General features: G+C 58.9%; 31 protein-coding genes, 1 tRNA gene and 1 pseudogene. 18 read left to right on the top strand and 15 right to left on the bottom strand.

What is annotated here, in order from left to right:
- Positions 1-114: 114 nt before the first annotated feature.
- The 3 genes from AC1D35_RS22240 to AC1D35_RS22250 all read right to left on the bottom strand — a co-directional run bounded on the left by AC1D35_RS22240 (position 115) and on the right by AC1D35_RS22250 (position 1,064).
- On the bottom strand, positions 115-354 hold the full coding sequence (locus tag AC1D35_RS22240; protein WP_113311605.1) for a hypothetical protein: 240 nt from the start codon (positions 352-354) through the stop codon (positions 115-117).
- Positions 355-480: 126 nt separating this feature from the next.
- Complete coding sequence (locus AC1D35_RS22245) at positions 481-624, bottom strand: DUF1127 domain-containing protein (protein ID WP_113295701.1); 144 nt, start codon at positions 622-624, stop codon at positions 481-483.
- Between the two features lie 293 nt (positions 625-917).
- Positions 918-1,064: a YjiS-like domain-containing protein gene (locus AC1D35_RS22250; protein ID WP_113295700.1), complete on the bottom strand. Its 147-nt coding sequence runs from the start codon at positions 1,062-1,064 to the stop codon at positions 918-920.
- A gap of 851 nt (positions 1,065-1,915) precedes the next feature.
- Between AC1D35_RS22250 and AC1D35_RS22255 the strand changes: the two genes are divergently transcribed.
- The 4 genes from AC1D35_RS22255 (at position 1,916) to tig (ending at position 5,525) form a co-directional block, all read left to right on the top strand.
- Positions 1,916-3,019 carry a DUF2157 domain-containing protein gene (locus AC1D35_RS22255; protein ID WP_113311606.1) on the top strand — a complete coding sequence of 368 codons (1,104 nt, stop codon included), beginning with the start codon at positions 1,916-1,918 and terminating at the stop codon, positions 3,017-3,019.
- A complete protein-coding gene (locus tag AC1D35_RS22260; RefSeq protein WP_113311607.1) occupies positions 3,016-3,606 on the top strand; it encodes a GDYXXLXY domain-containing protein in 591 nt (196 codons plus the stop codon). The genes AC1D35_RS22255 and AC1D35_RS22260 overlap by 4 nt, the downstream gene beginning before the upstream one ends.
- A 154-nt stretch (positions 3,607-3,760) precedes the next feature.
- Positions 3,761-3,845, top strand: a tRNA-Leu gene (locus AC1D35_RS22265).
- Positions 3,846-4,031: 186 nt separating this feature from the next.
- Positions 4,032-5,525 carry a trigger factor gene (gene tig, locus AC1D35_RS22270; RefSeq protein ID WP_113311608.1) on the top strand — a complete coding sequence of 498 codons (1,494 nt, stop codon included), beginning with the start codon at positions 4,032-4,034 and terminating at the stop codon, positions 5,523-5,525.
- 177 nt (positions 5,526-5,702) lie between these two features.
- Here the strand turns inward: tig and AC1D35_RS22275 are convergent, their stop codons facing one another.
- From AC1D35_RS22275 to map, 5 genes are all read right to left on the bottom strand, one after another.
- On the bottom strand, positions 5,703-7,484 hold the full coding sequence (locus AC1D35_RS22275; protein ID WP_113295696.1) for a radical SAM protein: 1,782 nt from the start codon (positions 7,482-7,484) through the stop codon (positions 5,703-5,705).
- Between the two features lie 311 nt (positions 7,485-7,795).
- Positions 7,796-9,202: a Si-specific NAD(P)(+) transhydrogenase gene (sthA, locus tag AC1D35_RS22280; RefSeq protein WP_113295695.1), complete on the bottom strand. Its 1,407-nt coding sequence runs from the start codon at positions 9,200-9,202 to the stop codon at positions 7,796-7,798.
- A gap of 98 nt (positions 9,203-9,300) precedes the next feature.
- Complete coding sequence (locus AC1D35_RS22285) at positions 9,301-9,891, bottom strand: dual specificity protein phosphatase family protein (protein ID WP_113311609.1); 591 nt, start codon at positions 9,889-9,891, stop codon at positions 9,301-9,303.
- Between the two features lie 72 nt (positions 9,892-9,963).
- Positions 9,964-10,779: a RadC family protein gene (gene radC / locus AC1D35_RS22290; protein ID WP_113311610.1), complete on the bottom strand. Its 816-nt coding sequence runs from the start codon at positions 10,777-10,779 to the stop codon at positions 9,964-9,966.
- An 8-nt stretch (positions 10,780-10,787) separates the two neighbouring features.
- Positions 10,788-11,624 (bottom strand): type I methionyl aminopeptidase, encoded by an 837-nt coding sequence (gene map, locus AC1D35_RS22295; RefSeq protein WP_113295693.1) that lies wholly within the window; start codon positions 11,622-11,624, stop codon positions 10,788-10,790.
- 246 nt (positions 11,625-11,870) lie between these two features.
- Here map and AC1D35_RS22300 point away from each other — a divergent pair, with 246 nt between their 5' ends.
- From AC1D35_RS22300 to AC1D35_RS22310, 3 genes are all read left to right on the top strand, one after another.
- Positions 11,871-12,530, top strand: a complete 660-nt coding sequence (locus AC1D35_RS22300; protein WP_113311611.1) for a TetR/AcrR family transcriptional regulator — start codon at positions 11,871-11,873, stop codon at positions 12,528-12,530.
- Between the two features lie 120 nt (positions 12,531-12,650).
- Entirely contained in the window at positions 12,651-12,824 is a 174-nt protein-coding gene (locus AC1D35_RS22305; RefSeq protein WP_477854091.1) for a hypothetical protein, read from the top strand.
- Positions 12,821-13,150 carry a DUF6105 family protein gene (locus AC1D35_RS22310; protein ID WP_113311612.1) on the top strand — a complete coding sequence of 110 codons (330 nt, stop codon included), beginning with the start codon at positions 12,821-12,823 and terminating at the stop codon, positions 13,148-13,150. Before AC1D35_RS22305 ends, AC1D35_RS22310 begins: the two co-directional genes overlap by 4 nt.
- Here the strand turns inward: AC1D35_RS22310 and ruvX are convergent.
- Complete coding sequence (ruvX, locus tag AC1D35_RS22315) at positions 13,090-13,581, bottom strand: Holliday junction resolvase RuvX (protein WP_113311613.1); 492 nt, start codon at positions 13,579-13,581, stop codon at positions 13,090-13,092. The two genes, AC1D35_RS22310 and ruvX, sit on opposite strands and share 61 nt — an antisense overlap.
- Before the next feature lie 177 nt (positions 13,582-13,758).
- Between ruvX and AC1D35_RS22320 the strand changes: the two genes are divergently transcribed.
- From AC1D35_RS22320 to AC1D35_RS22340, 5 genes and pseudogenes are all read left to right on the top strand, one after another.
- Positions 13,759-14,463: a metal-dependent hydrolase gene (locus AC1D35_RS22320; protein WP_113311614.1), complete on the top strand. Its 705-nt coding sequence runs from the start codon at positions 13,759-13,761 to the stop codon at positions 14,461-14,463.
- Positions 14,464-14,588: 125 nt separating this feature from the next.
- Entirely contained in the window at positions 14,589-14,876 is a 288-nt protein-coding gene (gene gatC, locus AC1D35_RS22325; RefSeq protein ID WP_113295688.1) for an Asp-tRNA(Asn)/Glu-tRNA(Gln) amidotransferase subunit GatC, read from the top strand.
- Between the two features lie 58 nt (positions 14,877-14,934).
- Complete coding sequence (gatA, locus tag AC1D35_RS22330; protein ID WP_477940105.1) at positions 14,935-16,416, top strand: Asp-tRNA(Asn)/Glu-tRNA(Gln) amidotransferase subunit GatA; 1,482 nt, start codon at positions 14,935-14,937, stop codon at positions 16,414-16,416.
- A gap of 115 nt (positions 16,417-16,531) precedes the next feature.
- Positions 16,532-16,923 (top strand): annotated as a pseudogene (locus AC1D35_RS22335) (SPFH domain-containing protein); the annotation flags it as partial.
- 73 nt (positions 16,924-16,996) lie between these two features.
- On the top strand, positions 16,997-17,272 hold the full coding sequence (locus tag AC1D35_RS22340) for a hypothetical protein (RefSeq protein ID WP_113295686.1): 276 nt from the start codon (positions 16,997-16,999) through the stop codon (positions 17,270-17,272).
- Between the two features lie 52 nt (positions 17,273-17,324).
- Here AC1D35_RS22340 and AC1D35_RS22345 read toward each other — a convergent pair whose 3' ends face one another.
- Entirely contained in the window at positions 17,325-17,579 is a 255-nt protein-coding gene (locus AC1D35_RS22345; protein WP_113311615.1) for a YjhX family toxin, read from the bottom strand.
- A gap of 417 nt (positions 17,580-17,996) precedes the next feature.
- Here AC1D35_RS22345 and AC1D35_RS22350 point away from each other — a divergent pair, with 417 nt between their 5' ends.
- The 6 genes from AC1D35_RS22350 to AC1D35_RS22375 all read left to right on the top strand — a co-directional run bounded on the left by AC1D35_RS22350 (position 17,997) and on the right by AC1D35_RS22375 (position 22,189).
- Positions 17,997-18,506 carry a GNAT family N-acetyltransferase gene (locus AC1D35_RS22350; RefSeq protein WP_113295684.1) on the top strand — a complete coding sequence of 170 codons (510 nt, stop codon included), beginning with the start codon at positions 17,997-17,999 and terminating at the stop codon, positions 18,504-18,506.
- Between the two features lie 89 nt (positions 18,507-18,595).
- The gene (gene gatB, locus AC1D35_RS22355; protein WP_113311616.1) at positions 18,596-20,098 is read left to right on the top strand and encodes an Asp-tRNA(Asn)/Glu-tRNA(Gln) amidotransferase subunit GatB; all 1,503 of its coding nucleotides are present in this window, start codon (positions 18,596-18,598) and stop codon (positions 20,096-20,098) included.
- 65 nt (positions 20,099-20,163) lie between these two features.
- Positions 20,164-20,670, top strand: a complete 507-nt coding sequence (locus AC1D35_RS22360; RefSeq protein WP_113295682.1) for a GNAT family N-acetyltransferase — start codon at positions 20,164-20,166, stop codon at positions 20,668-20,670.
- A complete protein-coding gene (locus AC1D35_RS22365) occupies positions 20,671-21,138 on the top strand; it encodes a GNAT family N-acetyltransferase (protein ID WP_113311617.1) in 468 nt (155 codons plus the stop codon).
- A gap of 101 nt (positions 21,139-21,239) precedes the next feature.
- Positions 21,240-21,635, top strand: coding sequence for an NADH:ubiquinone oxidoreductase subunit NDUFA12 (locus AC1D35_RS22370; RefSeq protein ID WP_113295680.1), 396 nt, complete (start codon positions 21,240-21,242; stop codon positions 21,633-21,635).
- 116 nt (positions 21,636-21,751) lie between these two features.
- Entirely contained in the window at positions 21,752-22,189 is a 438-nt protein-coding gene (locus tag AC1D35_RS22375) for a DUF2155 domain-containing protein (protein ID WP_113295679.1), read from the top strand.
- Between the two features lie 117 nt (positions 22,190-22,306).
- Here the strand turns inward: AC1D35_RS22375 and AC1D35_RS22380 are convergent, their stop codons facing one another.
- The 5 genes from AC1D35_RS22380 to aroQ all read right to left on the bottom strand — a co-directional run bounded on the left by AC1D35_RS22380 (position 22,307) and on the right by aroQ (position 26,225).
- Positions 22,307-23,236, bottom strand: coding sequence for a DUF2167 domain-containing protein (locus AC1D35_RS22380; RefSeq protein ID WP_477940110.1), 930 nt, complete (start codon positions 23,234-23,236; stop codon positions 22,307-22,309).
- 74 nt (positions 23,237-23,310) lie between these two features.
- Positions 23,311-23,928, bottom strand: a complete 618-nt coding sequence (gene aat / locus AC1D35_RS22385; protein ID WP_113311619.1) for a leucyl/phenylalanyl-tRNA--protein transferase — start codon at positions 23,926-23,928, stop codon at positions 23,311-23,313.
- 7 nt (positions 23,929-23,935) lie between these two features.
- Positions 23,936-25,288, bottom strand: a complete 1,353-nt coding sequence (gene accC / locus AC1D35_RS22390; protein WP_477940112.1) for an acetyl-CoA carboxylase biotin carboxylase subunit — start codon at positions 25,286-25,288, stop codon at positions 23,936-23,938.
- Positions 25,289-25,298: 10 nt separating this feature from the next.
- On the bottom strand, positions 25,299-25,766 hold the full coding sequence (gene accB, locus AC1D35_RS22395) for an acetyl-CoA carboxylase biotin carboxyl carrier protein (protein ID WP_113295675.1): 468 nt from the start codon (positions 25,764-25,766) through the stop codon (positions 25,299-25,301).
- A gap of 21 nt (positions 25,767-25,787) precedes the next feature.
- Positions 25,788-26,225 carry a type II 3-dehydroquinate dehydratase gene (aroQ, locus tag AC1D35_RS22400; RefSeq protein WP_007825196.1) on the bottom strand — a complete coding sequence of 146 codons (438 nt, stop codon included), beginning with the start codon at positions 26,223-26,225 and terminating at the stop codon, positions 25,788-25,790.
- Positions 26,226-26,275 lie beyond the last annotated feature (50 nt).

Below are 26,275 nucleotides of genomic sequence, written 5' to 3' on the forward strand. Positions count from 1 at the left end.
CTCAAGGCCTGGGAGGTTTGCTCCGCAATTTCGCGCCGACGCGCGTCGGCCGTCGGGCTGTCTTCTGCCCGCGCATCATCCGTTGCTTTTTCGAGAATAGTTCCAGCCACGATGTCACCTCCAGAAACGGTTCGTCTCGACGGATTGGCGGCCGAGCAGGTAGCCGATGCTGAAAGCGAGCAGGCCGATACCGACAACCACGGAGCTTGCGGTATGAGGATGATTGGCAGCACCCGTTGCAACGGCCTGCACCTCGCGCCTGACTACGGAGGCTGTATTCGAAGCGGCCTTGCGAATGCCCTCGGGCTTGTTCGTCGGCTGGCCGGTGAAACCGGCGTTGAGTTCGTTTGTCATGGGATGGTCTCCTTTCGTGAAGGAGAACTGCCGGAAGGCTGTTGGGTTCCGACAAAGGCGTCAGCAAAGCCCGAAAACGAAAACGGCGCCCGATGGCGCCGTCTTGGATAATAGTCTGCTCGCTATTTAGCGGAACGAGCGGGATGCGATGTTGCGGATGTCGTAACGGCTGACGCCGATATCGGACAGGGTCTGGTTGGACAGGTTGCCCAGTTCGTTGAGCGTGCGGCGGTAGCTAATCCAGCTCTTTGCAATGCGGATCGGGTTCATGGTCTTTTCCTCGGATGTCTTGCGCGAGCGGCGGGATCGCCGTCTCTGCGGTTGATATCTATATAGTGGAGGTCCCTGATATTGTGCAGTGCAAATAAAAGGCGGCTGCTATGCAATTGTGCACTCTTATGCCTGCTAATTATGCAGCGCGCGATTTTTGAGCGGGCCGAGAATTAATACTTCCGCAACTTTTGCGGCAGCCTGACCAGCCGGCAAAAAGAAAACGCCCGCTGCGGAGGCAGCAGGCGTTTTGGGAAGGCAATCTGCTTGGGAGGAGCAGCGATTACCCGTACTTAGCGGGCGGAAGCTTCGCGAGCAACGCGATGGATGTCCGAACGGTCGATGCCGAGGTCATGCAATTCGCGGTTGGTCATGCGGCCAAGTTCCGTAATCGTCTGACGATACTTGCGCCAGTTATTGAAAGAGCGAGAGAAGTTCATGTTAATCCCCTTTCCTAGGGCTTGATCCTGCCAGCAGCCTGTCTTCGGCGCTGACCTCTATTTGATGGCCAGAATATATGTTGCGCCGCGAAGAACTAACAGAGCCAAGATTTCAAGTCACCTATGCGTGATTCGCAAGGCTCAACCAGTTATTTGCACGCTTTGGTCATTTTCTGGTCAATGAATAGGCAGAATGATTTTCTCTCACGCCGCCACATTCGCGGATGGATATTTGGTCGGCTTTGGTGTCCGCGAATAGTCTTTTCCCTGTAGGCGCACTTCGCCATACATCAACGGCGAAGAACATTGGGCCCCGTGCTCCAAAGCGCTCCCCGACCGTCTCAAGCGGCTTAACGATTGCTTCACCCTGATTAACGCGAAAGCCTGAAAAGCCACCATCCTAATCGTTTAACCACCTGTTAAGCAAAACGCCCACCGGGGGAGGATCCGGTGGGCGTCATGATGGTGACTGGCAACTGGGAGGAGGAGTGTTGCCAGTCTATCGCAGGGCGCTGGGAGGAGGAGTGCGCGTCTGCGAATCTTATCACGGACATATCATCCGCAGGCTTCCGGAAAACCGGGCCGGGGAGCCATCCCCGTGCTTCGATGTACAGTAAATAGTATGACTTTTGAGTATTTTGCAGTGCAATATATTCATGAGGGCTATGCGGCTCATGCATGCCTTCCTGCGATGCTCATATATTAGTAATAGTGCGGTTAGTATTTCGTTAACGAGCGACCCAATTTAGACCAGTGAAGAATTTGCATATTTCGAATGTCGGCGTTTCCGCGAGGCAATCCTGCGCTATRAAGGCAAAAGCCGAAGATGGCGGATCAATGCGGGGTAGGGCATGTATCGCGGCAGATTGGAGCGGGATTTCTCGCTCTGGGTGGAGAAGGGACTTCTGCAGAAGGGGACGGCAGAGGCGCTGCTTGCCGAATACGATGCGCGTCCGGCAAGTTTCAGCCTCGGCCGCGTGCTGATGGGGCTGGCAGCCGTGCTACTCGGTGCGGCTCTGCTGCTGCTCGTCGCTTCAAACTGGGAGTATATCCCGCGCCTCGTCCGTGTCGGTCTGATGCTGGTGCTGATCTGGGCTGTTCATATCGGTGCTGCACTTCTTCTTATGCGTGGTGCGCTGGCCTCCGCCAGCGGCCTGCTCATCATCGGCGCGTTGAGCTTTGGCGGCGCCATCTCCCTCGTCGGCCAGATGTATCATCTCTCTGGCGACGAACAGACGGTCATGTATCTCTGGTTTGCGGTGGCGACCGTTTCGGCGGTTCTTTTCCGCTCGGCCGCGGTGACGGCCGTCGCGGGCTTCCTCTCCTGGGCCTCCTTTGCCGTCTACCTTGAGAATTTCGATACGCGCTGGTTCGGCCTTGGCCCTTATGCGCCGTTGGTGATGGGGGCTGCTATCATCGGCCTGGTGCGCTTCACCGGCGCCGACCGCGCCCGTCATCTAGCTTATCTGTTGGTGGTCGGCTGGCTGGCCTGGCTCTATGTGTTGACTGACGAGATTTCCGTGGCGATTGCCTTCGCGGTCTTCGGCATGGCGGCTTTCCTGCTGACCGCCTTGCCTGTCCCCCCGATTTCCACGCTCGTCAGATCGGCGGGCGCTGCTCCGGCATTCTACAGCTTTCTCGTCGCCATCATGGGATTGTTCCTGCTTCATATGGAGATGGACGAAGGCGGCCGTATGGTCGTGCTTGGTCTGCTGACGCTTGGCGCCGCCGTTGTGGCGATCGTGCTGCATGGCCGGGACAATGGGGCGGTACGCTACCTTGCCTATGGCGCCTTCGCAGCCGAAATGCTCTATCTTGCCTCGGTGACGGTCGGCACGATCCTCGGCACGTCCAGCCTCTTCCTGTTCTCGGGCCTGGTGGTCGCAGCCGTCGCCTGGGTCGTCATCCGCCTCGAAAGACGCTTCGCGGCAGGCCGCGTGGAGGAACGCGCATGAGCTTTGCCTTCGCAAGACCGCAAACCGGCCGCTTCTATATCGTCGCTGCAATCCTGGTCGCCGGCCTGCAGACGTTGATCCTCGGTTACATCATTCAGAGCCGAGCTTCGATTCTGGCCAATGGCACTGAAGTGCTGCTCAAAACCGCTCCCGTGGATCCGCGCGATTTCCTGCGTGGCGATTATGTGGTGCTGAACTATGACATATCGTCGGTCCCGGTCTCGACGGTTACTGGCGGCATTCCGGCGAAAGCGGGGGAGCAGACCCTGTGGGTTCGCCTCAAGCGCCAGCAGGATGGCTTCTGGGGCATTGTCGAATCGTCGTTTAAGGAACTGCCGGCACAGCCGGATACAGTCGTCCTGCGCAGCGTGCCTTTCTACAGCTATGGGCCTGATAATGGTGACATGATCCGGGTCGAATACGGAATCGAACGCTATTACGTGCCGGAAGGCGAAGGAAAGCCGCTGGAGGAGGCGCGCAACGAGGGCGTCGTCTCCATTGCCGCAAGCATTTCCTCCTCCGGCGCTGCGCAGATCCGCAGCCTCGTGGTCGACGGCAAACCGGCCTATGAGGAGCCGCTCTATTGAGAGGCGAGGCCGGTAATGGGAACGATGCGCTTTTGCCCGCAAATCGCTGTCATTTGCCGTTCATTTTTCCTTTGCCTGTTCTAAATCGGGTGATATAGAGACGCCGCGCTCCGGAAGGCCTCATGTGCAGGCATATGCATGCGGTTTTGCGAACGCGGGTATGGTGAAATTGGTAGACACGCCAGATTTAGGTTCTGGTGCCGTAAGGCGTGGGAGTTCAAGTCTCTCTACCCGCACCAAGCTGCCTTGCAGGGCGGGAGGACTGGAACTTGGTTGTCCCGGATACCCGGAAAGCGAGTGCTGTTCCGCTTCGGACGGAACGAACAGGAATTGAGAAAAAGCCACGCGCGGCAGTTGGCCGGCGTCGTGCTCACCGAAACGAACGGCGTCTGGGCACGGCCGTCACTGAATGAAGGTAGGAAGACATGCAGGTTATCGAAACGCTCGCTGAAGGGCTGAAGCGCGAAATCAAGGTCGTTATCCCGGCCAAGGACATGGAAAACAAGATGAATGAACGCCTTGCCGACGTAAAGGACAAGGTGCGCATCAATGGTTTCCGTCCGGGCAAGGTTCCGGCCGGTCACCTCAAGAAGCTCTACGGCAAGTCCGTTATGGCCGATCTCGTCAACGAGATCGTCCGCGACCAGCCGACGCAGATCCTGTCCAGCCGCGGCGAAAAGTCGGCCACCCAGCCGGAAATCGCCATGACGGAAGACAAGGACGAGGCAGACAAGATCCTCGCCGCCGAGCAGGATTTCGAATTCACGCTCTCCTACGAAGTTCTTCCGCCGATCGAACTGAAGTCCAACAACGGCATCAAGGTCGTTCGCGAAGTCGTCGAAATTTCCGATGACGAAGTCAACGAGCAGGTTCTCAAGGTCGCCGAAAGCGCCCGCGACTACGCCGAAAAGAAGGGCAAGGCTGCCAACGGCGACCGCGTCAAGATGGACTATGTCGGCAAGGTCGACGGCGTCGCCTTCGACGGCGGCACCGATCAGGATGCCGAACTGGTTCTCGGCTCCGGCCGTTTCATTCCGGGCTTCGAAGAGCAGCTCGTCGGCCTCAAGGCTGGCGACGAGAAGACCATCAATGTCACCTTCCCGGCCGATTATCCGGCCAAGAACCTCGCCGGTTCGGAAGCGACCTTCGACGTCACCGTCAAGGAAGTTGCTGCTCCGGCCGACGTCGAGATCAACGATGAACTTGCCACCAAGCTCGGCCTCGAATCGGCTGACCGTCTCAAGGAAATTGTCCGCGGCCAGATCGAATCGCAGTACGGCTCGCTGACGCGCCAGAAGCTGAAGCGTCAGATCCTCGACCAGCTCGACGAGATGTACAAGTTCGAAACCCCGTCCAAGCTCGTCGAAGCTGAATATAACGGCATCTGGAACCAGGTCAGCAACGACCTCGCCCAGTCCGGCAAGACCTTCGAGGATGAGGACACCACCGAAGAGCAGGCGCGCGAAGAATACCAGAAGCTCGCTGAGCGCCGCGTTCGCCTCGGTCTCGTTCTCTCCGAAATCGGCGAAAAGGCCGGCGTCGAAGTCAGCGAAGACGAAATGCAGCGCGCGATCTACGAACAGCTGCGCCAGTATCCGGGCCAGGAAAAGCAGATCCTCGAATTCTTCCGCAGCCAGCCGGGTGCCGCCGCTTCGATCCGCGCTCCGATCTTCGAAGAAAAGGTCATCGACCACCTGCTCACCGAAATCGACGTCACCGACAAGAAGGTGACGAAGGAGGAGCTGCTCGCCGACGAAGAAGGCGAAGCTTCCGAGAAGGCCGACACCAAGAAGGCTGCTCCGAAGAAGAAGGCTGCCGCCAAGGCTGAGGCTTCTGAAGAAGTTGCTGAAGGCGAAGAAGCCGCTCCGAAGAAGAAGGCCGCTCCGAAGAAGAAGGCTTCCGAAGACAGCGCCGAATAATCGGCTCCTTCGCACTGAAATTCAAAAAGCCCTGCCGCATGCGGCAGGGCTTTTTTGTTGAGGCTATAAGGTCAGGCGCTGAAATCGCAGATCGCGTGCTGGCCGATGCGTAGATTCAAAGAGCTAGAGCGCAGCGCGTCCGATTGGACGCACCGCGCTCTAGCTCTAAGGACCCGGTCAGACGGCTTTGCGCGCGTGTGTGAGTTCGGCGACCTTCTTGATATGGCTGACGGCGGCAGTGCCGCCGGCCGTCTTGGTGAAGAGGTCGAGAACCTCTTCCTCATCCTCACCGACCGGTGTCAGAGCCTTGTCCATGTAGTTCTTGACGCCGGCCTCGCGTGCAATCAGGAAAGCCGAAACGCTGAGGCCGATGATCGTGCCGGCCAGGGAAATATGCTTGCGGGCCGTGTCGAAGGCAAAACGCGGCCAGAACAGCAGCGGATGTTCGCGCTTCAGGCCGGGGCGCCGCTCCGAGGGATGCTTCAGGCGCATAAGGCCGCTCTGCAGCGGATGGACGTTCTCCAGCGGCACGGTCGTCGCAAACGACACCAGCACCTTGACGAGACTGCTCAGCTTGATGCCGGACGCCACAGCGCGGCGCAGCAGGGTCTTCATATGGTCGGGTGAATAGTAGAGCGACCAGGCCTCCTGATAGATGCTCTCCCATTCCTGCTTGCTCATCTTCGGATGCGCGGTGCAGACGTGCTCAACGTCGTAGATATTGAGATCGGCATCCATTTCGACGCCCTTCTTCCAGAGAACCTGATGATCCTCGGAGCCCGGCAGGGGGGTCAGAATGAAAAACTCGATGACATCGAGCGGTAATTCTTCCTGAATGATCTTGATGTCGCGGCGGATCGACTCCGGCGTGTCTGCCGGAAAGCCCAGAATATAACCGGCGAGCGTCATGATGCCCTGCGCCTTCCAGGCAAGCAGCATCTTACGATATTCGGTGATCTTGTTCTGGTTCTTCTTGGCGGCGGTCAGATTATCCGGATTGACGTTCTCGAGACCGATGAAGACGCGCGTGACACCGGCGCGCTTCGATTTCTCGATGAAGTTCGGGATCTTGTGGCAGAGCGTGTCCACCTGGATCATCAGGCCGAGCGGAATACCGTCCTTTTCCCTGAGCTCGATCAGCCGGTCGAAGATCGCTTCCCAGTCCTTGTTGCGGGCGAAATTGTCGTCGGTGATGAAGAATTTATGGATGCCCTGCGCCCAGTTCATGCGCACCAGCTTTTCCACATCGTCAGCCGAGCGGAAGCGGGATTTGCGGCCCTGCACGTTGATGATTGTGCAGAACGAGCATTGATAGGGACAACCGCGGCCCGCATCGAAGCTGGTGCTGAGGCCGAGCGTGCGCTGGATATTGTCCTTCGGCAGGAAAGGCACCGGTGTGCCGCCGATGCCGGGAAGATCGTTCATGAAATTGTAGAGCGGTTTCAGCTCGCCGGCGGCTGCGTCGCGCAGCACCATCTCCAGCCGCCCTTCGGCTTCGCCGGCAAACATGGAAACGCCCATCTTGCGGCATTCCTCGAGGCCGATCGCGTCGCCACTCAGCATCGACAGGCATCCCGAGATATGGAAGCCGCCCATCGAAACCGGCAGTCCGGCATCGCGGAACGGGCGGGCGATATCGAGCGCACGGGGATACTGGTTGGACTGGACGCCGATAAGCGCGATCATCCCGAAATTGTCATTGCGTTTGAACTGGGAGATCAGCGCCGCAAAATCGATCCGCGTATTTGTCTCGTCAATGACGGTGATGTCGATGGCGGTGTCGGCCCCAAGCACCTGCCGCTCGGCACATTCGGCGGCAATCCCGTAGATGGCGGCCAGCGAATTGGACGGAATCATCGCCCGCCACCAACGAATCACATAGCCGTCGTCGTCATAATGCGACGGCTTTATCAGGATGAGCTGAAACCGCCTGCGAGCAGCCTCTGAAATTTGGGCCAAAATAATTATCTTTCGTTGTTGGCTGCACACCGGACCTTGATGGCGTCGCAGGCCGGTCTAAGACATGGGTTTCATGCTGTCGAAAGGCGCGCACCATACTTGGGAAGGCGATTAACAAAACGCAATAGAATAACGCAAGGCACGAGCAGCGCCGACCTTACCAATATCTTTTGACATAGGATATAGGCAGTTCGAGGACCTCTTGATCGTCGCCAACAATGTTTCGACGGCCTCGCCGCAGTCGGTACAAAGCCCGCGGACCAGCAGCTCTCAGGTCCCAGCATGAAAGACGAGGGAAATCCCTCGCTTCCTCAGAGCTCTGACTTGATGTCGCCCATTCGATTCCCAGCGTCGAGGCCGGCGATCTTGTAGGCCTCGGCAAGCGTCGGGTAGTTGAAGGTATTTTCGACAAAATATTCGACGGTACCCTTCAGGTTCAGCACGGCCTGGCCGATATGCACCAGCTCGGTGGCACCTTCGCCGACGATGTGTACACCGAGCAGTCGGCGCGTCTTCAGCGAAAAGATCAGCTTCAGGAGGCCGGTCTCGAGGCCCATGATGTGGCCACGCGAGGTTTCGCGGAACCGGGCGATGCCGCATTCGTAGGGAATGCCGCGCTCCTTCATTTCCTCTTCCGTCAGGCCGCATGTTGAGATTTCCGGCACGGCATAAATGCCGTAGGGGAAATATTTCTGCGGCTCCTTAGCGACGGCGCCGATTGCGACGCGCGCTGCGATGCGGCCCTGCTCCATCGACGTGGACGCAAGGCTCGGGAAGCCGACGACATCGCCGGCGGCATAAATATTCGGTACCGAGGTCTGGAAAGTCTCGGGATTGACCTTCAGGCGGCCACGGCTGTCGGCTTCGATACCAACTGCGTGCAGGTTCAGCGTATCGGTGGCGCCCATACGCCCGGCGGCAAAAAGCACCATGTCGGTCACGAGATGCCGGCCGCTATCGAGCGTAAGCTGCACCTTGCCGCTATCGAGTCGTTCAACCTTCTCAGCCTTCGTGCCGAGCAGCAACTTCATGTTGCGGTCGCGCAGCTGATAGGTGAAGTCTTCGACGATTTCCTTGTCGATGAAGTCGAGCATGGTCGATTTCGGATCGATGACGGTTACGGCCGTATCCAGCGCCGAAAAGATCGTTGCATATTCGATGCCGATAACGCCGGCGCCGATGACGACCATGCTGCGCGGCAATTCCTCCATATCGAGCAACTCGTCGCTATCGAGCACGGTCTTGCCGTCGAAGGGCATGTAGTCGGGCCGGAAGGGCTTGGTGCCGACGGCGAGCAGAATGCTGGCGCCGGTCACCGTCATGGTTTCGCCGTCGTCCTTGATGACCTGCAATGTCGTGGAATCGATAAAGCTCGCCTTGCCGCGAATATGCTGCACGCGGTTGCGCGCAAACTGGTGTTCGAGCACTTCCACTTCGTGGTCGAGCGTGATCAGCAGCCGGCGGCGCAGGTCTTCGGCGCTGATTTCCTGCTTGACGCGGTAGCTGCGGCCATAAAAGCCGCGCTCACGCCAGCCGGAAAGATTGAGTGCAGTTTCACGCAGCGTCTTGGAAGGGATCGTGCCGGTATGGACGGACACGCCGCCGACACGCTTTCCCTGCTCGATGACCAGCACTTTCTTGCCGAGTTTTGCAGCCTGGATCGCGCCACGGCGCCCTGCCGGACCGCTGCCTACTACCACGAGATCGTACTGGAACATCATTTAGCCCCGAACTGGAATTGGAATCATATTGCGACGCGAAATGTCGCGCGTTCATCGGTAGCCGGTCAATGTTACAGTTTGTAATTCGGCGCAGTTTAGGAGTTCAAAAAGCCGAACATCGGCTCAAGTCGCTCGAATGTGCGGTCCATCGCATAGGCGCCGATGAAGAAAAGCGACAAATGGCCATACGTCAACGAGATCTGCGATTCAGCTGCCATCTCGCCTTCCTTGGCAACGCCGGCTACGTAGATGGCTGAAGCCAGCCCCGTACGGTCGGCGCCGGCCTTGCAGTGAATGAGCATGGGTTTCGGTGCGGCGGCCATGATCGCCATCAGCTGGCGCCCTTCCTCGATGGAGAGTTCCTTCGTCGCAGACATGCGGAAATCGATATGCTGGACATTGAGGCCCTTCGCTGCGGCGACTTCTTTGTCATACCAGGCCTCGCCACTGCTGTCGCCGCGCAGGTTCAGTACGGATTTGATGCCATACTCCTTGACGAGTTCGCCGAGCTTTGCAGGGGAGGGCTGAGCGGAGCGGTAGACCTGGCCATCGACCACCGCATGCACATTGGTCGAAAGCTGCAGGTAACCGAGATAGAGAACGGTAACGACGAGCAGCAGAAGTGTCAGCCTTATCAGCGATTGAAGGCTCGGCGGCGCGTACAAGCGACCAAGAGAAATGCCCATATTTCCCGTCCTGTTGTCAGTCGCTCAGCTTGAAGAATGCCAAGATGGCTTTTTCATGCCTTAGCCGTGTTCTTATATCAAACGCAGGCCTTTGAGGCTTGCCTGTCCGTCTTTACCGATGATGATGTGATCGTGGATGGCGATACCGAGCGGTTTTGCCGCATCGATGATCATCTTCGTCATGTCGATATCGGCGCGCGATGGGGTGGGGTCGCCCGACGGATGGTTGTGCACCAGAATCAGCGCCGTTGCCGAAAGCTCAAGCGCCCGCCTCACCACCTCACGCGGATAGACAGGTGTGTGGTCCACGGTTCCGCGCCCCTGCACCTCGTCGGCGATCAGCGTATTGCGTTTGTCGAGGAACAGAATGCGGAACTGCTCGCGCGTTTCATGCGCCATTGCCGCATGGCAATACTGGATGACCGACGACCACGAAGAAAGCACCTGCTTATCCCTCAGCTCGCTCTTCAGCGTGCGATGGCCAATGGTGGATATCAGCTTCAGATCGAGCGCCACTGCCTCTCCGACGCCTTTGACCTCCTGCAGCAGTGCTGCAGGTGCGCCGAAGACGCCGGCAAGCGAGCCGAAGCGGTCGATCAATGCCTTGGCGATCGGCTTCGTATCGCGGCGCGGGATCAGCCGAAAAAGCAGGAGTTCGAGGATTTCATAATCGGCAAGCGCCGTATCGCCATGTTCGCGGAAGCGGTTGCGCAGCCTCTCGCGATGGCCGTGATAATGCTCTTCCTTGACGGGCAGGGCGGTTTTTTTGGCGGGAGCTGCAGCCTTTGACGGCTGTCCGAAAAACGCCCGTTCGTCTGCCACGAGATCGTCGTCCGTGTCGAAAGGCAGTTCGTCATCGCCAGCCTGCGGAACGGGCCCTTTCGCCATCGACAATGTCACCCGTTGAGCGGTGGCAGGCCCGGCCGGTCGAGGCCGGCGGGCGAAAGCGTGAAGATTTCGCAGCCGTTTGCGGTCACGCCGATCGTATGTTCGTACTGTGCTGATAGCGACCGGTCGCGCGTCACGGCGGTCCAGCCGTCAGCTAGTACCTTCACGTGCGGGCGTCCGAGATTGATCATCGGCTCGATGGTGAAGATCATACCTTCGCGCAGTTCCGGCCCTTCATTGGCGCGGCCGTAATGCAGGATGTTCGGCGAATCGTGGAAAAGGCGGCCGACACCATGGCCGCAGAAATCGCGCACCACGGAGCAGCGCTCGGCTTCGGCGTAGGTCTGGATCGCTTCGCCGATCGCGCCGGTGCGGGCGCCGGGATGCACGGCGGCGATACCACGCATCAGCGACTCATAGGTCACTTCGAGCAGCCGTTCGGCAGCGCGCTTGACCTGGCCGACCGGATACATCCGGCTCGAATCCCCATGCCAGCCATCAACGACGAAGGTCACGTCGATGTTGACGATATCGCCCTCGCGAAGCGGCTTGTCGTCGGGAATGCCGTGACAGACCACATGGTTGATCGAGGTGCAGGTGGACTTCGTATAGCCGCGATAGTTCAGCGTTGCCGGATAGGCACCGTGATCCATGCCGAATTCGAAAACGAAGCGATCGATTTCATTGGTTGCGAGACCTGGCTTGACGATGTCGGCAAGCGCATCGAGGCAGCGTGCGGTCAGCTGGCACGCGTTGCGCATTCCCTCGAATGCTTCAGGGCCATAAAGCCTGATGGCGCCCGTATTTTTCGGCGGCGCGGAGGAGGCTTCGATATAATTCACCATTGCAAGGCCTTAGCAGAAATTGTCGTCTCTGTTCATAATGCAGCTATGCCGGGTTCGTCCATCGCGATCAACCGCATGGCCAAGATTTCTCGGGGCGTTGCATCGGGTGAAAAATGYCGCCGGGCCGCCCGCCAGCGTTAGCAGAGCTGAAGACCATCAATATCCACAGTCTTCTCAATAAGATAGGATTGTAGGTGGAAAATTCCACTGTTACTCACCGATTGGTGACAGACCGGGGTTGACCGAATGCTGAATGAAACTGCCGTGGCCGTGCTCGAACAGACGAGTGCCGCTGAGCCTGAAAAGCGTATCCGCGATAGAAGCGCCACCGAGCGCGCCATCCTGAAGGCGGCCAAGAACCTGCTGGCCGAAGAAGGCTTCCAGAATTTCGGCATCAATGCCGTCGCCCGCCGCTCCGGCTGCGACAAGCAACTTATCTACCGTTATTATGGCGGTCTCGATGGTCTCGTCGAGGCGATCGGCGCCGATCTCGGCAACTGGGTCAAGGACCGCATCCCCGAAGATACCGGCGGCATGTTCCTCTTGACTTATGGCGACCTCATGGAGCGGCTGGCGCTGCTTTTCCTGGAAGCGCTGCGCGACGATCCGCTGATGCGCCGCATCGTCGCCTGGGAAGTGTCCGAAAATACCGAGCAGGTGAGGCGGCTTTCCGAAGCGCGCTCCAAGGCGCTCGGCCAGTGGCTCGATCGCATGCGCGGCTCGCTGGCGCCTCCGAAGGGCATCGACACCGCAGCCGTCAATGCGCTGATCTTTGCGTCGATCCAGCATCTGGTGCTTTCTGCTGCCGCAGGCGGTCAGTGCGCGGGCCTGGTGCTGAAGAACGCCAAGGACTGGGAGAAGGCGGCAACAGCGCTGAAGCGGCTGGTGCGCGGCGTTTACGGCTGAGTAATCCACAGGCTCCGTCCGCCCGTTAACCTTAACAATTGGTTTACGTTGCCTGGTGCCGGTTAACTCGCCAGTGTGGTCTACAGTAGAAATGTAACGAGTGTGGACCCGAGTTCAGTCATGGGAACCAGAATCGCCAGAACCGCGTTGCTTCTCGCGGCGATGATGTTTTTCGCTGTGCTGGCGCTGGATATCGCCGTGCCAACGCTCGTACTCTGCATCATGGCATCGTCGGTCCGGCTCGTTTCCTTTGAAATGCCGGTCCTGCACAAGCACGAAGGAGAGGCCGCATGAAGTGGTTTCTGATCTTCTGGGCCGGTCCGATCGTCTTCCTGGCGGGCTGGTACTGGCTTTCTTATTACGATCTGAACTTCGGCATCTTCATGCTGACGCGGCAGGTCCATGACCTGACTTTCCAGCTCTACGGCAAGGTGCTCGGCCTTCCGCCGCAGGAAATCCCACCGCTCGTCGCCCGCGCGATTGCGGTCGACAGCCTCGTCGTCTTCGCCATCATGGGCTTCCGCAAGCGCCGTCAGATCGCCGCCTGGTGGAAGGCGCGTCACGCCTCGGGATCGTCGACAGATCTCGCCAGCAAGGAAAGCCTGTCGAGCGCTCCCTGAAGGATGAAGCTCGCCGCTGCGGAATCGATCCGTTCGGCGCGTTTTGCCCGCGAAACATCCATTTCCAGCAAGGCCCGTTCGGCGGCCACGGTCGACAGCCGCTCGTCCCAATAGACAAAGGGAAGAGCGGTTTTCTGCTCCATGTTACGCACGAAGGCCCGCGTCGCCTGCACGCGCGGCCCTGCCGATCCATCCATGTTCATGGGCAGGCCGATGACGAAGGCTGCGACTTTTTCTTTCGTGGCAAAGGCCAGCAGGGTCTCGGCATCGATGGTGAATTTCTCGCGCTTGATGACTGGGCGCGGCGTGGCGAAGCGGCGACCGAGATCGGACATGGAAAGCCCGATCGTCTTGGTGCCGAGATCGAGGCCGGCGATTGCCTGTCCAGGCCCGATCGTTTCGGCCAGTTCCTCGATCGTCAGCACCGTCATTGCTCTGTCATCCCGTCAAGAGAAATTGAAGTTCCCACCGCTTTTCTTTGCGGCCATATCGGCTATGTCCTTAGAGCAATTCGAGGAAAAGTGCGAAACGGTTTTCCGCCGCTAAGGGCGTCGCACTGCTCTGGTCCCGAAATCGTCTTTCGCACCACATAATCAAGGAGACTTTTCATGAAGATCACCTGGCTCGGCCATTCTGCTTTCCGTATCGAAACGAAAGCCGCCAAAATCCTGATCGATCCCTTCCTGACCTATAATTCGTCCTTCGTCGGCCAGGATATCAAGAACGTGACCAACGGTATCACCCATATCCTGCTGACGCACGGCCATGGCGACCATGTCGGTGATACCGTCCAGATTGCCAAGGATACCGGCGCCATCGTTCTCGCCAATGCCGACCTTGCTTCCTGGCTCGGGACCAAGGGCGTCGACAAGCTCGAAATGGGCAATACCGGCGGCACGGTCCCGCTCGGCAGCTTCACCGCCACCTTCACCAATGCGCTGCATTCCTCCGCGCAGACCACCGAAGACGGCGTTTCGCATTCGCTCGGCAGCGCGAACGGTCTCGTACTGCATTTCGAGGATGAACCGAGCCTCTTCCACATGGGCGACACGGATATCTTCTCTGACATGGCGCTGATCAACGAGTTGCACCAGCCGGACATCGGCATCGTTCCGATCGGCGACCGCTTCACCATGGGTGGCGCGGTGGCAGCTCTCGCTTGCCAGCGTTACTTCAACTTCAAGACGGCGATCCCCTGCCACTACGGCACCTTCCCGATCATCGACCAGACGCCGGAAAAATTCATTGCCGGCATGGAAGCCTCGAAGACGCAAGTGAAGGCGCCTAAGCCCGGCGAAAGCCTGTCGCTCTGAAGCCCAAGCTCTCAAATACCCAAGGATTTGAGGGCTGGAATTATGCGTTGCCGAAAAGGCAAACCCGTTGCACAGGACGGACATGGTCTTTATAGCGGTAGGAAAATTCCTATCCGGAGAATGCCATGTCCGTCGATCTCGCCACCGTTAAGCGCGTTGCGCGCCTTGCTCGTATTGCCGTCTCGGAAGAAGAGGCAAATCGCATGGTCGGTGAGTTGAACGGCATCCTCGGCTTCGTCGAGCAGCTTTCCGAAGTTGATGTCGAGGGTGTCGAGGCCATGACCTCGGTAACGCCGATGGACATGAAGAAGCGCACCGATGTCGTCAATGACGGCAACAAGGCCGCCGATGTCGTTGCCAATGCGCCGATAACCGACCACAATTTCTTCCTGGTGCCGAAAGTCGTCGAATAAGGTTTTGACCGCCTCTTTCCGACCCTGTTGCCATTTCCAGATCTGAAGCGAAAAAACGATGAGCGAACTCACCAGCCTGACCATTGCCGAAGCCCGCCAGAAGCTGCGCGGCAAGGAAATCACCGCAACCGAACTGACCGAGGCCTATATCTCGGCTATCGACGCGGCCAATGGTCACCTTAACGCCTATATCAAGGTCACGCCGGATCTTGCACGCGTCATGGCAAAGAATTCCGACGAGCGCATCGCCGCCGGAAAGGCGGGCGATCTCGAAGGCATTCCGCTCGGTATCAAGGACCTCTTCGCAACCGTGGGCGTGCACACCCAGGCCTGCAGCCATATCCTCGATGGTTTCGAACCACGTTATGAATCCACCGTAACCCAGAACCTATGGGATGACGGCGCCGTCATGCTCGGTAAGCTCAACATGGACGAGTTCGCGATGGGCTCCTCCAACGAAACCTCGCACTATGGCGCGGTCATCAACCCCTGGCGCGCGGCAGGCTCCAACCAGCAGCTCGTACCGGGCGGTTCTTCCGGTGGTTCGGCCTCAGCCGTTGCCGCCCATCTCTGTGCCGGAGCGACTGCAACCGATACCGGCGGCTCGATCCGCCAGCCGGCCGCCTTTACCGGTACCGTTGGTATCAAGCCGACCTATGGTCGTTGCTCGCGCTGGGGCACAGTTGCTTTCGCCTCCTCTCTCGATCAGGCCGGCCCGATCGCCCGGGACGTTCGCGATGCCGCTATCCTGCTGAAATCGATGGCAAGCGTCGATGCCAAGGACACGACCTCGGTCGACCTGCCGGTACCGGATTACGAAGCCGCCATCGGCCAGTCGCTGAAGGGCATGAAGATCGGCATCCCGAACGAATACCGTGTCGACGGCATGCCCGACGAGATCGAAGCCATCTGGCAACAGGGCATTGCCTGGCTGAAGGATGCTGGTGCCGAGATCGTCAACATTTCTCTGCCGCACACCAAATATGCTCTGCCGGCCTATTACATCGTAGCCCCCGCCGAAGCCTCTTCGAACCTCGCCCGCTATGACGGCGTGCGCTACGGCTTGCGCGTCGACGGCAAGGATATCCTTGAGATGTACGAGAAGACGCGCGCCGCCGGATTCGGCCAGGAAGTCAAGCGCCGCATCATGATCGGTACCTATGTGCTCTCGGCCGGCTATTACGACGCCTATTACCTGCGCGCCCAGAAGGTTCGCACGCTGATCAAACGCGATTTCGAACTCGCCTTCGATGCCGGCGTTGATGCCATCCTGACGCCGGCTACTCCGTCCTCCGCCTTCGGTGTCGCCGACGAGAACCTCGCTGCCGATCCGGTAAAGATGTACCTCAACGATATCTTCACGGTGACGGTCAACATGGCCGGCCTGCCGGGCATCGCCGTTCCCGCCGGTCTGGACCATAAGGGCMTGCCGCTCGGACTGCAGCTCATCGGCAAGGCCTTTGACGAGGAAACCCTTTTCAAAACCGCCCATGTCATCGAACAGGCCGCCGGCAAGTTCACGCCGGCCAAGTGGTGGTAACCGGCTTACCGATCCAAAAGATTACAGACGCCGGCCACAAAATGGTCGGCGTCGTTGATTCTGCCGGTCCGTTTGTAGACGCAATTGGCCCAGCGCTAGTACAGCCGCCGCACGCTTGGCAGCCTTGACGCTTGATCAGATTCTTGAGCGTAAGGTGACGATCAATACTGAGGCAGCCGAGAAGGTCCGCGAGGACATGGCGACGATCGGTATTGAGGTCTCCGGTATCGAACTCAAGGATGTGACCTGCCGGGCGAAATGCGCGAGATCCTCAACCAGGTCGTTGCGGCTGAGAAGCAGGCCGAAGCGAACGTCATTCGCCGCCGTGAGGAAACGAATGCCACGCGTTCGCTCCTCAACACGGCAAAGGTCATGGCCGAAAATCCGGTCATGCTGCGTCTGAAGGAGCTGGAGGCTCTTGAAACCATCGCCGGCAAGGTTGGTCACCTGACCATCCACAACGGTACGGGCGGGTTGATGAACGACATCATCAATCTGCGCGATTGAAGAAAGGCAGGCGCCGTCTCGGATTTCGAGCCGGCGCCTGTTATAGAGGGAGAACTTTGCGGGAGAGGGTCTCATGCCGAAACAGGATCTTGCGCGGTTGATCGAGGCATTTGATCGCCTCTCTGCCAGCGGCTTTAAAATGGGCGCGGAGTGGGAGGTGGTTCACGAAATCTGCCAGAACCATGAAGGCGAGCAGCCCTTCGATTGGGGCCATGCCCTTTGCCACCATGTCGAAGGCGATGACTGGAACGCCGGCTATTGGTATCGACGCGCCGGCAAGACGGTCGGCACAGGCACGATCGCCGAGGAGTGGACGGCAATGCGTACCGAGCTTTCCGAGAAGCTTTGAAACTCTCCTGGCCGCACGGCAACATCGCCGCGCGGCCAGGCTCTTGTCATACCTATTTGTTATCGAGTTGCGCTCTGACGAGCTTCAGCCCTCTCTCGGTAATCCGATATGGCTGACCGGCGGAAGACTTGATCGCCTTCAGCCGTTTCAGCTTGCGGAAAAGCTCCAGACCGAAGCCGGGATAGACCCAGCCGTCGCGGGTGAAGCAGCTCACCATCTCGATTTTTCTGTTGTCGCGGGTAATTTCGATACGGCCGCCCTGGGCCATAAGGTGCAGGATGCGCTGTTCTGCGCGTGAGATGTCCATTGCTGTTGATCCGGAAACGCGCCTTCATGAAGGCGCACGAAAACGATCTGGCGTTCGGAATTATCCGATACGCCGCGGCTTCGTTTTTCGGGCCCATGCGCGCGAGGCTGTGCTTGCGGGCAGGGGCCTTTACCGGGTCTCAGACAGGTTAGACATAAACACCTCTAGGCAATTCCAGCAAAAGTGTTCAGCTGTTTTGCGTCCGGAATTGCGTGAAACAAAGAGATAGAGTGTTTTCGTATTTCGCAGAAAACGGAAATACTCTATCGGGCTTTTTATCAGTAACCACAATCCGGTCAAGCAGGCGCAGCGGAACAAAAGCTGCCGATAACATGCTTTCGCTTCTTCATCTCATTGTAGGGACTGGAAAATTGCCCGACTCAATGGTCTACTCCCTGTTGTAGAGCGGAGGTGCCATTGATCCACATTCGCAATGCCCGCGAAGGCGAAACGGAGCTCTTGAGCGAGATTGGCTTGCGAGCCTGGCAGAGAGCGATGGCATTGATCGGCGAATCGGACGCCATGACGGATGGAGCCCGCACTGCCTTCAGGACTTTTGTAGATAATAACTGGCTGACCATCACGGTCGTCGAGCAGAACGGACAGGTTGCCGGTTGGGCGGCGCGCGAGGGGCTGGACGAGACGATTTCCGACTTCTGGATCGCCCCGACCTTCAATCGCCGGGGGCTCGGCACTGCGCTGCTGGAGCATATTGAGGCCGATATTTTCGAGCGGGGCTTCGAGGAGGCAGCAATGCAGACCCATTCGGGAAATTCCGAGGCGATCGCCTTCTTCCAGAAGCATGGCTACGCGATCCGCTGGCTGTCGGTAGCCTATAATCCGAAGCTTGACCGCGATGTGCCATCGGTCGGTCTCAGCAAGCATCTCGGTCCGCAAGAGCCGGAAGGTTACGGTCCCGGTTTCTAGACCTCTTCCCGGGGCACTGAAAGCCTTGCACCGGCAGGCCATTTCCTTTACCTCACCAGTTGAAAAGAACAGCCTTCGAAGAGCATCTCATGACCATTGTCGACGTTCGCACGCCTGATCAGAAACGTTATATCCCCGGCGCCACCGGTGATTGGGAAGTCATCATCGGCCTGGAAGTCCATGCCCAGGTGCTCTCCAATTCCAAGCTTTTCTCCGGCGCTTCGACGGAGTTCGGCAAGCCGCAAAATTCGAACGTCTCACTCGTCGATGCGGCCATGCCCGGCATGTTGCCCGTCATCAACGAGGAATGCGTCAAGCAGGCTGTGCGCACCGGCCTCGGCCTGAAGGCGCAGATCAACAATCGTTCGGTCTTCGACCGCAAGAATTATTTCTATCCCGACCTGCCGCAGGGCTATCAGATCTCGCAGTACAAGGATCCAATCGTCGGCGAAGGCAAGATCGTCATCTCCCTCGGCCCTGACCGTCAGGGCCAGTTCGAGGATATCGAAATCGGCATCGAGCGCCTGCACCTGGAGCAGGATGCCGGCAAGTCGATGCACGACCAGCATCCGACCATGTCCTATGTGGACCTGAACCGCTCCGGCGTAGCGCTGATGGAAATAGTCTCCAAGCCGGATATGCGCACCTCGGATGAGGCCAAGGCCTACATGACGAAGCTGCGCTCGATCGTGCGCTACCTCGGCACCTGCGACGGCAACATGGACGAAGGCTCAATGCGTGCCGACGTCAACGTCTCCGTGCGCCGTCCGGGCGAGCCCTTCGGGACGCGCTGCGAAATCAAGAACGTCAACTCCATCCGCTTCATCGGCCAGGCAATCGAATTCGAAGCCCGCCGGCAGATTGGCATTATCGAGGATGGGGGCACGATCGATCAGGAAACCCGCTTGTTCGACGCGAACAAGGGCGAGACGCGGTCCATGCGCACCAAGGAAGATGCGCATGACTATCGCTACTTCCCCGATCCGGACCTGCTGCCGCTAGAATTCGACGACGCCTTCGTCAGCGATCTCGCACAGCATCTGCCGGAACTGCCCGACGACAAGAAGGAGCGCTTCGTCCGCGAGCTCGGCCTCTCGATCTACGACGCCTCCGTGCTCGTCTCGGAAAAGGCGATTGCCGATTACTTCGAAGCCGTTGCGGAAGGCCGCGACGGCAAGGCGGCGGCCAACTGGGTTATCAACGATCTGCTCGGCGCACTGAACCGCACCGGCAAGGATATCGAGGAAACGCCGGTTTCTCCGGCCCAGCTCGGTGCCATCATCGACCTCATCAAGGCTGAGACCATCTCCGGCAAGATCGCCAAGGATGTTTTCGAGATCGTGCTCAACGAAGGCGGCGACCCGGCCGAAATCGTCGAGACGCGCGGCCTGAAGCAGGTGACGGATACCGGCGCGATCGAAAAGGCCGTCGATGAGATCATCGCTGCCAATCCGGACCAGGTTGCCAAGGTTCAGGCCAAGCCGACGCTTGCCGGCTGGTTCGTCGGTCAGGTGATGAAGGCGACGGGTGGCAAGGCCAACCCGCAGGCCGTGCAAGCGCTCGTCAAGGCCAAGCTCGGCATCGAGGAATAAGCCAACGGCATCAGCCGAATGGTGTGAAGCGGTTTTCGGAAGGCCGATGCCGCCGGGAGAAAGTCTTGGTTTATTTCGTCCGAACAGCCAGCGAGCGCGATCTCGACAAGGTTCGCGCCCTCCTGGTCGAGAGCTTTCATGCTGCCTATGATGCCGGCCACGGCATTGCGAAGGTCAACGAACTGATCGCCAATCTCTTTTCGCCGACTGCGCTGAAGGCGCGGCTCACGAAGAAGAACGCCGAATTCCTCGTTGCCGATGACGGCCGCGACATCGGTGGCATGGGCTATGCGGCAATGTCGGACGAGATGACGAAGACGGTCATGCTGCACCTCCTCTACATCCGGCCGGATCAACAGCGACAGGGCATCGGGCGCGATATCTTCGCCGAGCTGGAAACCTGCTTTCCGGATGCGGAGATCATGCGGCTGGAAGTCGAGGTGCAAAACCACGAAGCCATTCATTTCTACACGCGGCTCGGTTTCGTCGAGTCCGGCCGCAAGGAGAACAGTGGTCCCGGCCAGTCCGGCATTCCGACACTGGTCTTCGAAAAGGCGCTCGAGCCGCATTGAATGGCATCGGGCGACATTATCATCCGCGAGGCACGTGAGGCCGATCTGCCGGCATTGATCGCCATGTTCGCCGCCGATCCGCTGGGCGGCCATGGCGACACGACCGATGTTGAGGTCTATCCGGATTATGCCGGCGCCTTCGCGACGATCGCGGCGTCTTCCAATCAAACGCTTTATGTCGCCGAACTGGCAGGCGACGTCGCCGGCACCTTCCAGACGATGATCACCACATCGCTGAACGGACGCGGCGCATCCGCCATGATCATCGAGGCGGTGCAGACGCGCGCCGATCTGCGCGGGCAGGGCATCGGCGCTCGAATGATCGAATTTGCCATTGCCGAGGCGAAAAGTCGCGGTGTCCGGCTCGTGCAGTTGACATCGAATGCGGCGCGCAAGGATGCCCACCGCTTCTATGAAAGGCTGGGCTTCAAGCCGTCGCATCTCGGTTTCAAGATGGCCCTGAAATGACCGCAGTTTCGGTGGGAATCACTGGACAATTCGGCTTGGCGGCGGCATAAGCGAAAAGCCTATCTGCTTTCGTCCGCGTCCTGCGGCCACGAGGAAAAGACATGATCAAGTTCCTGCTGCACACCTTCACTTGGTGGAACAACTACACCTTCGGCACGCTGTTCGCCCTTCGTGGCTTCAAGCGCGTTGGTGAAGATGAGTTGGGCAATGTCTATTATGAAGGCGGTCTTTCTTCTTACGGCCTGCCGAAGCGCTGGGTGATCTACAAGGGTTACGCCGAAGCTTCCGCCATTCCTCCGGGCTGGCATGGCTGGATGCATCACCGCACCAATGTTGCGCCGTCGCAGGAAAATTACGTTGCCAAGGAATGGCAGAAACCGCACCGCGCCAACCCGACCGGCTCGCCCCAGGCCTACCGCCCGCCGGGCTCGCTCTCGGTTGCCGGCGAACGTCCGCGCGTAACCGGCGACTATGACGCCTGGACGCCGGGCAACTGAGCATCGGCATCCGATAGCGGGTTCTGACCCGCGCTTTGGCCACAATTGACCTTTACCCGCAGGTTGGCCGCAATCGCTGCGGCCATGAACCTGATATGTGCTGGAGACGGGTAGATATGAAGCTTTCCCTGCGAAACACGGTCCTGCCGGCTGCGGGAGCTGTATCGCTGGCGCTTTCCGCCGGGCTTCTTTCCACTCCAGTACAGGCTGCCCGCATCGATAATCCGGTCGCCGTCTTCTCCGGCCTCGACAAGATCACCGGCCGCATCACCACTTTCGATGTCTATGTCAACGAGACAGTTCAGTTCGGCGCCCTGCAGGTCACGCCGAAGGCCTGTTATTCACGCGACCAGTCGGAAGCCCAGAAGATCGACGGTTTCGTCGAAGTCGATGAGATCACGCTGGACCGCAAGATCCGCCGCATCTTCACCGGCTGGATGTTTGCCGACAGCCCCGGCCTCAACGCCGTTGAGCATCCGATCTATGACGTCTGGCTGAAGGACTGCAAACAGAACTCGGATGTCCCGGCACCGGATAGCGCCGGCGCGAAGTAAGAGCGGCCRCCTTATCGGCAGGTCTTTCAGCCGAAAATCGACCATGGCGACGAGATAACCGCCGCGCAGGTGCGTGTCGCACAAAACCCGTTCGATGCGACACGCCCGCAGACGGTACTATGCGTTGGGCGTTTTCTTGCCGGTGAAGAGCCTCTTCACAAAGCTCAGCGCCCCGCCAAACACCACAAATACCAGGATCCAGGCCTTCTTGAGAAAAACGGCGGCCATGGCCAGCAAGCCGACCTTCGCGGCCACCTTGGCGCCGGCACCGGCAGCGATCATCCCCGCCATGCCGTAGGCAGCGATCTTGTCGCCATCCACATAATCGCCGTAGGTCATCCCCTTGTCGAACTGCACGAGGTTGGTGACGGTCGGGATGGCGGTCTCGATTTCTTTCAGCTCCGCAAGGCCGGCGATGAAATCGAACTCCAGAACACCTTCGCGCCCGAGCACGCGCACGGAATAGTTCAGGGTGTGGTCCGCCTTCATGTCATCGCCGAACAGCAGATCGCGCGCCCAGTGCAGCGCATGTGCAGACTTGTCATAGTGCGGCGCGGAAGCCCAGCCGATCAGCGTGATCCTCGGAAAGCCCTGCTTCTGGCGCTCGGCATTGTTCTCGCTGATGGAATCCTTGATATTCTGCAGCAGTTCGTCAAAGTCGGTCGTTGCCGCGTCCGCATCCGAGACATATCCATCCGCCTTGTACTCGACGATCGAACCCCAGGATCCGACATCCGTCGGCGCATATTTGGCCGGGAATATCATTCCAAGCGTCCCCTCGGCTGCTGTAACAGGGTTTCCCCAGATATCGACAAGCACCKTCTTCGTATCGGCAGGGTTGAGATAATAAAAACCGGTCGGCACGTTCAAAGTCGCCTTCGCGGCAGGCAGCTTGATCGCCCCTTGCTGGAAGTCGAGCTTTTCCAGCAATGGCTTTTCTTGATCGGAAAAGTCCGTTCTGTTTGGAAACATCTCCTGGTAGGGGCGGGCGTCGGCCGTTCCGGCAGCCAGGATAAAAAGGACCGCAACCGCAAAATATCGCTTCAAAACTCTATCCTCCATTGCATTCCAACCTTAATTGCAGTGGCTGGAAAATCAACGCTAGGATGAGGATTTCAACCTTAAAACTTAAGGTGTGGTGACTCCATCGCCGCGGCAAGCAGCAGTGCATAGTCCGCCTTCGGCACGTCGATCGCCCCGAATGTCTTCAGATGTTCCGTCGTGAATTGCGTATCGAGCAGAGTGAAGTGCTTCTGCTTCAAGCGTTCCACCAGATGCACGAGACAGATCTTCGAAGCGTCGGTCCGCCGCGAAAACATGCTTTCCCCGAAGAAGGCAGAGCCGAGCGAGACGCCGTAGAGTCCGCCGATGAGTTCATTGCCGTCCCAGGCTTCGACGGAATGGGCGTGACCCATGCGGTGCAGGGCGGAATAGAGCGTCCTGATGGTCTCGTTGATCCAGGTGCTCGGGCGATCGGATGTCTCGCTCGCGCAGGCGGTAATGACAGCATCGAAGTCACCGTTGAAGCGGATGTCGAAGGGCTTCTGCCGGATCGTCTTTCGAAGACTCTTGGAAATATGGAAGTGATCGTCGAGCGGCAGCACGCCGCGGACATCCGGTTCGACCCAGAAGATTTCCGGATCGTCGGCGGATTCGGCCATGGGAAAGAGGCCGATCGAATAGGCGCGCAGGAGGATTTCCGGGGTAATACCTGGTGACTTCCTGCGCGCTCCTGCCATTCCTGTCCTATGCTGCCGGCTTGCTGTTGGCGAGATACTTTTCCAGCCAGTGAATATCATAGTCGCCGTTGGCGATATCCTGGTTGGAAACGAGATCCTGAAACAGTGGCAGCGTCGTCTTGATTCCGTCAACGACAAATTCATCGAGGGCGCGGCGCAGACGCATCATGCATTCGACGCGCGTGCGGCCGTGGACGATCAGCTTGCCGATGAGGCTGTCGTAGTAAGGCGGGATCTTGTAGCCCTGATAGGCGCCGGAATCGATGCGAACACCAAGACCGCCAGGTGCGTGGAAATGCGTGATCGTACCGGGCGAGGGCACGAAGGTGCGCGCGTCCTCGGCATTGATGCGGCATTCGATGGCATGGCCCTGGAAGTGCACTTCGTCCTGCGTGACGGAGAGACCGCCGCCCGAGGCGACACGGATCTGCTCATGCACGAGGTCGATGCCGGTGATGGCTTCCGTGACCGGGTGTTCCACCTGCAGGCGGGTGTTCATTTCGATGAAATAGAACTCGCCGTTTTCGTAGAGGAACTCGATCGTGCCGGCGCCGCGATATTTCAGCTTCTTCATGGCGTCGGCGCAGGTCTGGCCGATCTTCATGCGCTGCTCGACATTGAGGGCGGGAGAATTGGCTTCTTCCCAGACCTTCTGGTGACGGCGCTGCAGCGAGCAGTCGCGTTCGCCAAGATGGACCGCATTGCCTTCGCCGTCGCCGAACACCTGGATTTCGATGTGGCGCGGCTTTTCGAGATACTTTTCCATATAGACGGCATCGTTACCGAAGGCTGCGGCCGCTTCGGTGCGGGCCGTCGACCATGCCTCGATCAGGTCGGCTTCGGTCTTGGCGACCTTCATGCCGCGTCCGCCGCCGCCGGCCGTTGCCTTGATCAGCACCGGATAGCCGATTTCGGCCGCCGTTTTCAGTGCGTCTTCTTCTGTCTTTACCTCACCGTCGGAGCCGGGGACAACAGGAATGCCGAGTTCCTGAGCGGTCGTCTTGGCGGTGATCTTGTCGCCCATGAGACGGATATGCTCCGCCGTCGGGCCGATGAAGGTGATGCCGTGTGCTTCGAGGATATCGGCGAACTTGGCATTTTCCGACAGGAAGCCGTAACCCGGATGCACGGCGTCGGCGCCGGTGATTTCACAGGCTGCGACGATCTGGTGGATGTTGAGGTAGCTTTCGCGCGACGGCGGAGGGCCGATGCAGACGCTCTCGTCGGCAAGGCGCACATGCATGGCGTYGGCATCAGCCGTCGAATGCACGGCCACACTTGCGATGCCGAGCTCCTTGCAGGCGCGCAGCACGCGAAGGGCGATCTCGCCTCGATTGGCTATGAGGATCTTCGAAATCATTGGCAAAGCCTTATTCGACGACGACGAGCAGCTGGCCGTATTCGACGGGCGAGCCGTCTTCGACGAGGATTTCCGTGACCTTGCCGGACTTGGGCGAGGGGATCTGGTTCATCGTCTTCATCGCTTCGATGATGAGGAGCGTCTGGCCTTCCTTGACGGTGGCGCCCACTTCGATGAACGCGCGCGCGCCCGGTGCGGGAGCCATGTAGACCGTGCCGACCATCGGCGCATTGACGGTGTTGGCCGGGTTACGGCCAGCCGGAGCTGCGACCGCAGCAGCCACCGGGGCTGCCGCAACCGGCGCCGCATAGGCAGGGCCTGCGATCGGTGCCTGGATATACTGGGGCGTGCCTGCGCGCGAAACGCGGATACGCAGATCCTCCTGTTCGACTTCGATCTCGGTCAGATCGGTGTCCTTCAGGATGTTGGCGAGATCGCGGATCAGTGCCTGATCGATAGCGGATTTCTTTTCAGCCATGAGTGTTGCCCTGTCTTCTTCTTATGCTGTGATGTTCTTCAGCGCGTGGAGCGCCAGGATGTAGCTGTGAGGCCCAAAGCCGCAGATCACGCCCTTGCATGCCGGGGCGATCATCGACTTGTGGCGGAATTCTTCCCGTGCATGCACATTGGATATGTGGAGCTCGATGACGGGAATGGAAATAGCGCGGATCGCATCATGCAGCGCGACCGACGTGTGCGTATAGGCGCCTGCATTGATGGCAACCCCGACGGCCTTTTCATCCGCTTCGTGGAACCAGTCCACCAGCGTGCCTTCGTGGTTGCTCTGCCGGAAATCGATGTCGAAACCGAGTTCGCGGCCTGCAGCCTTGCAGTCCGCCTCGATGTCCTTGAGCGTCTTGCCGCCATAGATGCCAGGTTCTCGCTTGCCCAGCATATTGAGGTTGGGCCCGTTCAGGACAAAAATCGTTTGCGTCATCGAATGTTCCGTTTGGCGCACCGGCTGTTGATCCTCTCCGGATCAGACGA

The sequence above is a fragment of the Rhizobium sp. P1_E6 genome (genome assembly GCF_056405875.1).

Coding starts and splice junctions, on each gene's coding strand:
- AC1D35_RS22375 (WP_113295679.1), top strand. CDS start 21,752: ATGAAGCTTTCCCTGCGAAACACGGTCCTGCCGGCTGCGGGAGCTGTA.
- AC1D35_RS22320 (WP_113311614.1), top strand. CDS start 13,759: ATGAAGATCACCTGGCTCGGCCATTCTGCTTTCCGTATCGAAACGAAA.
- AC1D35_RS22250 (WP_113295700.1), bottom strand. CDS start 1,064: ATGAACTTCTCTCGCTCTTTCAATAACTGGCGCAAGTATCGTCAGACG.
- AC1D35_RS22370 (WP_113295680.1), top strand. CDS start 21,240: ATGATCAAGTTCCTGCTGCACACCTTCACTTGGTGGAACAACTACACC.
- gatB (WP_113311616.1), top strand. CDS start 18,596: ATGACCATTGTCGACGTTCGCACGCCTGATCAGAAACGTTATATCCCC.
- aroQ (WP_007825196.1), bottom strand. CDS start 26,225: ATGACGCAAACGATTTTTGTCCTGAACGGGCCCAACCTCAATATGCTG.
- AC1D35_RS22255 (WP_113311606.1), top strand. CDS start 1,916: ATGTATCGCGGCAGATTGGAGCGGGATTTCTCGCTCTGGGTGGAGAAG.
- aat (WP_113311619.1), bottom strand. CDS start 23,928: ATGGCAGGAGCGCGCAGGAAGTCACCAGGTATTACCCCGGAAATCCTC.
- map (WP_113295693.1), bottom strand. CDS start 11,624: ATGGTGAATTATATCGAAGCCTCCTCCGCGCCGCCGAAAAATACGGGC.
- accB (WP_113295675.1), bottom strand. CDS start 25,766: ATGGCTGAAAAGAAATCCGCTATCGATCAGGCACTGATCCGCGATCTC.
- ruvX (WP_113311613.1), bottom strand. CDS start 13,581: ATGACGGTGCTGACGATCGAGGAACTGGCCGAAACGATCGGGCCTGGA.
- AC1D35_RS22305 (WP_477854091.1), top strand. CDS start 12,651: ATGGGAACCAGAATCGCCAGAACCGCGTTGCTTCTCGCGGCGATGATG.
- tig (WP_113311608.1), top strand. CDS start 4,032: ATGCAGGTTATCGAAACGCTCGCTGAAGGGCTGAAGCGCGAAATCAAG.
- AC1D35_RS22345 (WP_113311615.1), bottom strand. CDS start 17,579: ATGGACATCTCACGCGCAGAACAGCGCATCCTGCACCTTATGGCCCAG.
- AC1D35_RS22365 (WP_113311617.1), top strand. CDS start 20,671: ATGGCATCGGGCGACATTATCATCCGCGAGGCACGTGAGGCCGATCTG.
- radC (WP_113311610.1), bottom strand. CDS start 10,779: ATGGCGAAAGGGCCCGTTCCGCAGGCTGGCGATGACGAACTGCCTTTC.
- AC1D35_RS22240 (WP_113311605.1), bottom strand. CDS start 354: ATGACAAACGAACTCAACGCCGGTTTCACCGGCCAGCCGACGAACAAG.
- AC1D35_RS22245 (WP_113295701.1), bottom strand. CDS start 624: ATGAACCCGATCCGCATTGCAAAGAGCTGGATTAGCTACCGCCGCACG.
- AC1D35_RS22300 (WP_113311611.1), top strand. CDS start 11,871: ATGCTGAATGAAACTGCCGTGGCCGTGCTCGAACAGACGAGTGCCGCT.
- sthA (WP_113295695.1), bottom strand. CDS start 9,202: ATGTTCCAGTACGATCTCGTGGTAGTAGGCAGCGGTCCGGCAGGGCGC.
- gatC (WP_113295688.1), top strand. CDS start 14,589: ATGTCCGTCGATCTCGCCACCGTTAAGCGCGTTGCGCGCCTTGCTCGT.
- AC1D35_RS22285 (WP_113311609.1), bottom strand. CDS start 9,891: ATGGGCATTTCTCTTGGTCGCTTGTACGCGCCGCCGAGCCTTCAATCG.
- AC1D35_RS22340 (WP_113295686.1), top strand. CDS start 16,997: ATGCCGAAACAGGATCTTGCGCGGTTGATCGAGGCATTTGATCGCCTC.
- AC1D35_RS22260 (WP_113311607.1), top strand. CDS start 3,016: ATGAGCTTTGCCTTCGCAAGACCGCAAACCGGCCGCTTCTATATCGTC.
- AC1D35_RS22310 (WP_113311612.1), top strand. CDS start 12,821: ATGAAGTGGTTTCTGATCTTCTGGGCCGGTCCGATCGTCTTCCTGGCG.